This is a genomic window from Microcystis sp., from assembly GCF_048564745.1.
Taxonomy (GTDB): domain Bacteria; phylum Cyanobacteriota; class Cyanobacteriia; order Cyanobacteriales; family Microcystaceae; genus Microcystis; species Microcystis ichthyoblabe_A.
This window is the reverse complement of sequence record NZ_JBLZRT010000121.1, coordinates 1-7,875: the sequence shown is the minus strand read 5'-3', so window position 1 is coordinate 7,875 and position 7,875 is coordinate 1. Positions and strand designations below refer to the sequence as shown.

At 42.2% G+C, this 7,875-nt stretch carries 8 protein-coding genes and 4 pseudogenes; 4 read left to right on the top strand and 8 right to left on the bottom strand.

Annotation, left to right across the window (positions count from 1 at the left end; translation table 11 throughout):
* A pseudogene (locus ACOCD9_RS13575) lies at positions 1 to 246 on the bottom strand (NADPH-quinone oxidoreductase); the annotation flags it as partial.
* A 69-nt stretch (positions 247 to 315) separates the two neighbouring features.
* Here ACOCD9_RS13575 and ACOCD9_RS13570 point away from each other — a divergent pair.
* On the top strand, positions 316 to 495 hold the full coding sequence (locus ACOCD9_RS13570) for a hypothetical protein (RefSeq protein WP_419547780.1): 180 nt from the start codon (positions 316 to 318) through the stop codon (positions 493 to 495).
* A gap of 117 nt (positions 496 to 612) precedes the next feature.
* Here ACOCD9_RS13570 and ACOCD9_RS13565 read toward each other — a convergent pair.
* Positions 613 to 744: pseudogene (locus tag ACOCD9_RS13565) on the bottom strand (NADPH-quinone oxidoreductase); the annotation flags it as partial.
* Here ACOCD9_RS13565 and ACOCD9_RS13560 point away from each other — a divergent pair.
* Positions 738 to 1,040, top strand: a pseudogene (locus ACOCD9_RS13560) (cadmium resistance transporter); the annotation flags it as partial. The pseudogenes ACOCD9_RS13565 and ACOCD9_RS13560 overlap by 7 nt on opposite strands.
* Before the next feature lie 132 nt (positions 1,041 to 1,172).
* The gene (locus ACOCD9_RS13555; protein WP_002801982.1) at positions 1,173 to 1,607 is read left to right on the top strand and encodes a YidH family protein; all 435 of its coding nucleotides are present in this window, start codon (positions 1,173 to 1,175) and stop codon (positions 1,605 to 1,607) included.
* 10 nt (positions 1,608 to 1,617) lie between these two features.
* On the opposite strand, the gene ACOCD9_RS13550 is transcribed toward ACOCD9_RS13555, so the two are convergent.
* Positions 1,618 to 2,415, bottom strand: coding sequence for a sulfite exporter TauE/SafE family protein (locus tag ACOCD9_RS13550; RefSeq protein ID WP_419547779.1), 798 nt, complete (start codon positions 2,413 to 2,415; stop codon positions 1,618 to 1,620).
* A gap of 284 nt (positions 2,416 to 2,699) precedes the next feature.
* On the opposite strand from ACOCD9_RS13550, the gene ACOCD9_RS13545 reads away from it, so the two are divergent.
* Positions 2,700 to 3,704, top strand: coding sequence for a sulfate/molybdate ABC transporter ATP-binding protein (locus ACOCD9_RS13545; protein ID WP_419547778.1), 1,005 nt, complete (start codon positions 2,700 to 2,702; stop codon positions 3,702 to 3,704).
* A gap of 150 nt (positions 3,705 to 3,854) precedes the next feature.
* Here ACOCD9_RS13545 and ACOCD9_RS13540 read toward each other — a convergent pair.
* From ACOCD9_RS13540 to ACOCD9_RS13520, 5 genes and pseudogenes are all read right to left on the bottom strand, one after another.
* Positions 3,855 to 3,935, bottom strand: a pseudogene (locus ACOCD9_RS13540) (transcriptional regulator); the annotation flags it as partial.
* Between the two features lie 46 nt (positions 3,936 to 3,981).
* On the bottom strand, positions 3,982 to 4,791 hold the full coding sequence (gene hypB / locus ACOCD9_RS13535) for a hydrogenase nickel incorporation protein HypB (RefSeq protein ID WP_409868014.1): 810 nt from the start codon (positions 4,789 to 4,791) through the stop codon (positions 3,982 to 3,984).
* Positions 4,782 to 5,126 carry a hydrogenase maturation nickel metallochaperone HypA gene (gene hypA / locus ACOCD9_RS13530; RefSeq protein WP_419547777.1) on the bottom strand — a complete coding sequence of 115 codons (345 nt, stop codon included), beginning with the start codon at positions 5,124 to 5,126 and terminating at the stop codon, positions 4,782 to 4,784. The genes hypB and hypA overlap by 10 nt, the downstream gene beginning before the upstream one ends.
* A 251-nt stretch (positions 5,127 to 5,377) precedes the next feature.
* Positions 5,378 to 6,448 carry a hydrogenase expression/formation protein HypE gene (gene hypE, locus ACOCD9_RS13525; RefSeq protein ID WP_104396953.1) on the bottom strand — a complete coding sequence of 357 codons (1,071 nt, stop codon included), beginning with the start codon at positions 6,446 to 6,448 and terminating at the stop codon, positions 5,378 to 5,380.
* 105 nt (positions 6,449 to 6,553) lie between these two features.
* Complete coding sequence (locus tag ACOCD9_RS13520) at positions 6,554 to 7,339, bottom strand: Rpn family recombination-promoting nuclease/putative transposase (protein WP_287967367.1); 786 nt, start codon at positions 7,337 to 7,339, stop codon at positions 6,554 to 6,556.
* Positions 7,340 to 7,875: the final 536 nt, after the last annotated feature.

Here is a 7,875-nt window from a genome sequence, read left to right as displayed (position 1 = left end):
ACGACGGCGGAAAATCGGGTTATTAGTGATTAATTTCTCGTATTCGTCCACTTTGGGGTCAAAATAGTCACAGAAATCCTCGCACTTATCCACCCATCCGTAGGGTAAATCCACCGCCACGCCACCAATACGGAAATAATTATTATTAATTAACCGCATTCCCGTGGCAGCTTCCCAGAGGTCATAAATCATCTCCCGTTCCCGGAAAATGTAGAAAAAGGGAGTTTGTGCGCCTACATCCGCCATAGCTGAAAGCATTTTAATCAACTTGTCGCCACAAAACAAACCCTAAGGCGACAGGAGCAAAAAAAATCTATGAATTTCTGGCAAAAACATAAAGCGGATATTGACGTGATTTGCCGCATCATCACCACTTTAACTGCCTTGGCTAGTTTGGGTGTTCAGGTGGGGGAGTTAAAGATTCCCCAAAGCGAGATTCTTCCCCCTATGACTGAGGTTCAGGTGGAAGCAGGGAAAAAGACTCACCCCCACTAGAGAAGATAAATGCTAGGGATTGAAGCACATTAGCTGAAATAAAGGCCGATGTGCTTTTTTCATGAGACTAGGCCAAAACGAGGGTGAGTTAATAAGATAACCCACCCTGAAGGAGATTTAGCGATCAACTGACCCCATAATAATATCAATACTGCCTAAAATCGCCATAATATCGGCAACTTTTACCCCTTTGAGGATATGAGGCAGAATTTGAAGATTATTAAAATCGGCGGCCCGAATTTTCCAACGGCAGCGATAATATCGGCATTTATCTGCCGCTGTTTGCTAGTAATACCTGGCCAAATTTAGTTACTATCGTCAGCGTTTTTCTCATCTTGGTGGGTGTTTGGTGTTTTACTGCTCATCAGTTAACCCAATTACCGGCGATCGCTAATTTAATTACCAGTCACGGCAGCCACTTTGTCCCCTGTGTACTGATCGGTTTGGGTGTATTTATAATCAAGGAAAGTCTTCCCCTCGCTTTCTTGGCCCTATCCTTAAGCTATGGATGGGCGCTTTTCCAGCAGCAAGCAGAATCTATTTAATTTTTGATTCAATACAAATACATTTAAAAAGAGATTTTAGATTTTTTCCATACCATCTATAACTCAAGTGCCATAGAATAACATCATCTTCTCAAGCGCTCACCTTGAAACGGACCCCCAGTCATCTCGATCATGTTATTTTTTCTCAAATCACCAGTGACGGAAAGCAAGACCAGCATTACACCGAAAAAAGTCAATCCCAATCGAGTCCGCGATCATCTGGCCAATGAACGCACCTATCTGTCTTGGATGCGAACAGCGATCGCATTAATGGGTTTTGGTATGGTTATCCTGCGTTTACGGGCCTTTCATCCTCCTCTGGTTCCCCGGCCCGGTTATGGCTGGAAATTAGGCTTAATGTTTGCTTTAGTGGGTTTATTGACCGTATTTTTGACCACGGCCCATTATTTTACAGTCAGACGAGATATAGATGAAGATACCTATGAACCAGCCGATCGATGGGTGGTACTATTTAGTTTAGCGATCGTTATTCTCGGTGCGGGAATTATCTATTTTGTCGCCACCAGTCCCGATCTGTTGATGGGTAGTATGTTGACTTTCGAGTGAACTATGGGGGTTAGGTGGGTTGGAGTAAGCGCCAACTGACCGTGACTAGAATAGTATAAAGCAGTATTTTTAGGGCATTTTTGGGGAAATATTCCGATAATCTTGCTCCCACTACCACCCCCGGTATCCCACCCAACCAGATAGGAAGTACCAGATTCCAATCTACTGTTCCTAATCCCAGATGACCGATGGAAGTACAGGTTAAGAGGATGGAAGCTTGCGATAGATCTGTACCGACTAATTTGCGAGAATCAAGCTGAAAAAAGGTCATCAAGACCAATGCAAATAAGGAACCACTGGAAATACTGGTTAAACCGACCAAATAGCCTAAAACTGCCCCCAATATCGTTGTTTTTATCTGACCAGAGCGAGTGGTTAAATCTAATTTTGGCCAAGACCAAGGGGACAAATCGGGAAAAAATAAGGAGATTAGTAGTTCTAGGGCCGCTAGGACAGTCACGATCATCAAGACAAGACCGATGATAGGAGGCAACCATTGATCGAGATTGAGGGAGCTATTCTGCTGAAAATAGCGAAAACCGACTAATCCTAACAGAGAACCGGGTACACTGCCAATTACTAGCCATTTTACCACTTCTAACTCGATCGTTTGCTGTTGCCAGTGACGAACAGTGCCGACCACTTTCATCAATCCGGCCGCTACCACATCGGAACCCACTGCGGTGGTAGCGGGAACCTGAAATACAAAGATTAATAGGGGTGTAATCAAGGATGAACCGCCAATTCCCGTTAATCCCACGACAATTCCGATAAAAAAGCTAAATATTGTCAATAAAGAATAGTCCATTTTTGCCTCAGTTGTCTCTTTTCTCCGGTGCGTTTCTGGTGGTTAAGAGACAAAATTGATTAATTAAGCCTTTAGAACCGACTAAAAGAGCGAAAAAAAGTAATATTAAGCTTTTATCGCTGTTTAATCTTTTTAGTCTCTGTTTACAACCAGTAATCTCCCGAATCGAAACTTAATTTTCTTGCTATCTTGTAAAATGTAAGTGTATTTTAATACGATTGAGATTAAATCATGGTTAAAATACGGTCAAACCCTATACATTTTTTGCCAGAGGATTAACCACCGTGAGTATCATCATCGAGCAGGTATCGAAACAATTCGGCACCTTTACCGCTTTAGACAACATCAACCTAGAGATCAAATCGAATCGTCTGGTGGCACTGCTGGGACCGTCCGGTTCGGGAAAAACCACTCTCCTGAGAGCGATCGCAGGATTAGAACCCCCCGACACAGGCAAAATTATCATCAACGGCAAAGACACAACCCATTTAAATGTCAGAAAAAGGAATATTGGCTTTGTTTTTCAGCATTATGCGCTTTTTAAACATCTGACGGTGCGTCAGAATATCGCTTTCGGTTTAAATATTCGCAAAGCTGCCCCCGACTACATTCAAAAACGAGTGGACAGTCTCTTGAGTTTAATTCAATTGCAGGGATTGGGCGATCGCTATCCGGCCCAACTATCTGGGGGTCAACGTCAACGGGTTGCCCTGGCCCGGGCTTTAGCGGTGGAACCGGAAGTATTATTATTAGATGAGCCTTTTGGGGCCTTGGATGCCAAAGTTAGAAAAGAGCTGCGGGTTTGGTTGCGGCAGTTACACGAGGAGGTCCATGTCACCAGTGTTTTTGTCACCCACGACCAAGAGGAAGCCATGGAAGTGGCCGACGAGATCGTAATTTTTAATGAGGGTAAAATCGAACAGGTGGGGACTCCCGATCAGGTGTACGATCATCCTGCCTCTCCTTTTGTGATGAGTTTTATCGGCCGGGTGAATGTTTTACCACCGACCTCGGCTGCACTATTCGAGCAGCTCGGAGGGGGTACTAACGGAGTTAAGATTTTCATTCGTCCCCACGACCTAGAAATTCTCTCTTCTCCCAATGGGTCTAGTATTGCGGCAAAAGTCGAGCGTATTATCCATCTGGGTTGGGCCATCGATGTGGAGTTAATTCTACCGGATCGCTCTCTCCTGATTGCCCATCTGAATCGAGAACAACTGGATCAACTGCACCTCAAAGTCGGGGAACAAGTTTATGTTCGTCCTCGGGATGCTCGCGTTTTTGCCTAAAAGTCAGCTTTATTGTTAGCACCTGACGAAAGTCCTAATAGGTGTAGGGTCATGAATGCACAAGGCTGCTACTAGCTTCGCATCATGTACCTGCACACCCTTAGGAGTCTTATGCAAATAAGACTAAATCCGTTGAGTATAGGCTACTTATTCTTCCTCATTTTCAATAATCTTGGGTTGAAATTTAGTCAACAGTTGATTATAAATATTTTGATCAAGTGCTAGGGTCATTTTTCTTTCGGTTAGACTGAACTTTTTGGGTGTGTTACTGCTTAACTTAAACCAGCGATTTTAACCAACTGTACCAAGCATCTAAACCTTCTCCTGTGGTAGCGGAAACTTGAAAAACTTTCAGATTGGGATTAACTTGATAGGCATAATCTAAACAGCGATCGAGGTTAAAATTAACGTAGGGTAGTAGGTCTATTTTTGTCAAGATCATGACTTGAGAAGCGTGGAACATATAGGGATATTTAATCGGTTTATCTTCTCCTTCGGTGACGGAAAGAATGACGACTTTGGCATTTTCTCCCAAATCAAATAAAGCAGGACAAACTAGATTACCGACATTTTCGATCATGACTAAAGAATTCATCGGTGGATCGAGTTCGATTAATCCTCTCTCTACCATTGATGCTTCTAAATGACAACCTGTTCCGGTGTTAATTTGGATAACCTGACAACCGGTTTCACTAATTTTTTGAGCATCATTAGCTGTAGCTTGATCTCCCTCAATCACACTGATAGGAATAGCGGTTTTTAAATCGGCAATTGTGCGAGTTAACAGGGTAGTTTTTCCCGAACCGGGGGAAGAAACCAGATTAAGGGCAACAGTTTTTCTACCCTTCAACCAACCGCGATTTTGTGCCGCTAACAGATTATTTTTTGCCAGCAGATTTTGCTCAACTTGGAGAATGTTACCATGAATTTGAGCGTGAATTTCTGCGGGATGGGGATGCTCATGATCGTGATCGTGATGGCTATGACTAATAACAGTACCATCGGCTAAAATATGTTCATGGGTTCCCGTTTGCGGATTAGTTACCGTCACTTCCGAGTTATCAGAACAACCACAGGTTACACACATAAGGATTCTGTCTCCAACGATTTAAGATTTAATTCTTGACCCTGTAAAATGATTATATTACGACTACCACATCGATCGCAGATGCCGTAGGGATATTCTAGTTCTAGCTCATTTCCGCAATCTTGGCACTGTCCTAAACCGGAAATTTCCAGAATCTCTAACATTGCCCCCTCTATAGTAGTACCTTGACAACAGGTATCAAAACAAAAAGCGATCGATTCTGGCATAATTGCCGTTAGTTTACCAATCTCTAACACCACGCGCTTAACTTTCATTCCTCGGGAATGTTCTAAGGCAAGTTCGATAATATTTTGGGTGATTCCTAGTTCGTGCATTTTCAGTTATCAGTTATCAGTTATCAGTTATCAGTTATCAGGGAACAGGGAACAGGGAAATTTCAACTAAAACCCCAAAACCCCAACTATTTGAGGGTTCAAAACAGCAAAAATAAGGATTAAATTGCCTAAAATCTGTAAATAGACCATTTAATTGATTATTATTCATTTTTAATTCTCCTGACTACTGACTACTGACTACTGACTCCTGACTTCTAACCCTAACAACAAACTTTTTCAGCAAACCCTAATTAACATATTCTCGGTAATTGTTCACCGACTAACATATCGAGAATCCTTTTAGTGCCGAAAGGGGTTTTTAAGTAAACTAAATTGGGGGGAGAAGCGACGACTTCCCCGATAGAAGCGGCATTTTTACCGTCAGGATGGGAACGCATCACTGCTAAAACGCGATTTTCCGCCTCCGGAGGCACGACAAGGACTAATTTGCCCTCATTTGCCAGATAAAGCGGTTCTAAACCCAATAATTCGCACATTCCTCGCACTTCTTCCCGGATGGGGATCGCCGTTTCCTGTACCTGTATTCCCACCCCTGAACTTTGGGCAAATTCGTTTAAAACCGTGGCTAATCCGCCTCTAGTGGCATCCCGCATCGCTTTAACTTCCGGGCAAACGGCCAGAATTGCAGAAATTAAAGAATTCAGGGCTTGACAATCGCTTTCGATTGTGCATTGCAGGTCTAATTCGCCCCTAGCAATCAGAATGGCGGCTCCGTGATCCCCCAGAAAACCGTTAATCAAAATGCGATCGCCAACTTGTAAATTATTCGCCCCGGAATTGATTCCAGCCGGAATTACTCCCACTCCAGAGGTATTAATAAATATTTGATCTCCTTGTCCCTTGGGAACGACTTTTGTATCCCCGGTGACGATTTTTACTGCTGCTTTTTCGGCGGCTATTTTCATGCTCGTAACGATGGTTTTTAGTGTGTCGATAGATAAACCTTCTTCGAGGATAAAACTACAACTGAGATAGAGAGGAATTGCCCCACCGACAGCCAAATCATTAACGGTTCCATTGACTGCTAAACTGCCAATATCACCCCCCGGAAAGAAGAGGGGAGAAACCACATAGGAATCGGTGGTAAATGCCAAGCGATCGCCTATTCCAGCTAAATCTTTAATTTCAAATCGGGCTTGATCTTCAAGGGTTGCCAGTAGGTTATTATCAAAATTATTCACAAATATCTCATTAATTAAATCCCGCATTGCGCTGCCACCGCTGCCATGGGAGAGAGTGATATTTGTGTCGGTAATTTTTGTTTTTTTTAATCTTAAAGAAGCTGAAGGAGTGCTAGTCATAAGTGAGGTAGGAAGTTTTCATTTTGGCGAGTCGGTGGTCGATAGCAAATTAGGTTAAACTTTATCTTGATCAGAAACGCTGTCATAGCTTACGGATAGATTAGCTTAATGGGTTTCTGGTATTTCTCGCACTTTTTCTACAGTTAAGTCCAAGGCTTGAGCAATTTGTTCTACCGTTAAACCTAAAGCCAATAAACGCGGCACAGATTCTAGTTTACCTTCCAGTTTACCTTCCAGTTTACCTTCTTCTCGAACGTCTTGAAAATAACGGGTTTGTTTCAGTTCATCTAAACTAAACATGGCTTCTATCTCCCGGCGACTTAGACGTGGTAATTTATAAATAAGGATCGTTTCTATTAATTGTAGGAGGTTTTGCGGTTGGGTAAATTCAGTTCGCACTCGTTCAATAAGTTGTTTGGCTGTTGCCACTGCTTGATTTTCTTTAGCAATAATTAATTTTATAGTGGCAATACCGAGGGAATCTTGATTAATATCATCTAGTTCATCTAAATAGATTCGCGTCACTCTCCCAGATGTCAATAAGTCTTGATAACGTACAACCTGATCTGATTCTACCCGACGATGGGGATAAATGACCACCCCGCGCCAATCATTGTTAAAAGCAGTTTTACTGAGATATAAGAAGATTTCAGCAAAGAAACGGCCATAAAAATTCTGATCATCTTGAAATTGCACCTCGCAGAAATAAATAGGAATGCTAGGATCGGTAATATTGGGCAAAAATACGCCATCAATACGAAAAGCTAGTTGCTTGATTTCGACGGAATCAAAGCGGTAATTCTCTGCTTCTCTGGGGGAAAGATTGATTAATTCAAAGAAAATTGACGGATAAAATTGAAAAAGATCATAAAAAATACTGTCGGTTTTCATGCCCGGACTTGTGGTGTAAACTATGCAAAAATATAGAGATAGAGAGTTTTACTACTAATTAGCCTGATTATAGCAGTTATCTTTGCCAAAACCAATGCTAAAAGCCGATCCGGGAAAAGCTAAGTAGGTAGGTGTTAAAAGTTGTCAGATACCCCCCTTATTAAGCTATCCCTTATAGGGATCTTTCTTAACAATTTTTGCAGTAAGCACTCCAACCCTTATCCTGACTTGATTTCAGTTTTTTCTTTGTCAGTAAGGGTGTCAACAAGGAATATTACAGATTGTTAACCGAGTCTTGAAAGCCATGTGCGACAAAGGTTTGAAATGTTAAGAAAGATGTGACTAAAGGACAGCTTATTAAGGGGGGATTAAGGGGGGATCCCCCCGCCTATCGGCACCCCCCTTATCAAGCTATCCCTTATAGGGATCTTTCTTAACAATTTTTGCAGTAAGCACTCCAACCCTTATCCTGACTTGATTTCAGTTTTTTCTTTGTCAGTAAGGGTGTCAACAAGGAATATTACAAATTGTTAACC

Bases quoted from the DNA above. Each gene is read 5' to 3' on its own strand.
- ACOCD9_RS13570 (WP_419547780.1), top strand. From the start codon at position 316: ATGAATTTCTGGCAAAAACATAAAGCGGATATTGACGTGATTTGCCGC.
- ACOCD9_RS13555 (WP_002801982.1), top strand. From the start codon at position 1,173: ATGTTATTTTTTCTCAAATCACCAGTGACGGAAAGCAAGACCAGCATT.
- ACOCD9_RS13550 (WP_419547779.1), bottom strand. From the start codon at position 2,415: ATGGACTATTCTTTATTGACAATATTTAGCTTTTTTATCGGAATTGTC.
- hypB (WP_409868014.1), bottom strand. From the start codon at position 4,791: ATGTGTGTAACCTGTGGTTGTTCTGATAACTCGGAAGTGACGGTAACT.
- hypA (WP_419547777.1), bottom strand. From the start codon at position 5,126: ATGCACGAACTAGGAATCACCCAAAATATTATCGAACTTGCCTTAGAA.
- hypE (WP_104396953.1), bottom strand. From the start codon at position 6,448: ATGACTAGCACTCCTTCAGCTTCTTTAAGATTAAAAAAAACAAAAATT.
- ACOCD9_RS13520 (WP_287967367.1), bottom strand. From the start codon at position 7,339: ATGAAAACCGACAGTATTTTTTATGATCTTTTTCAATTTTATCCGTCA.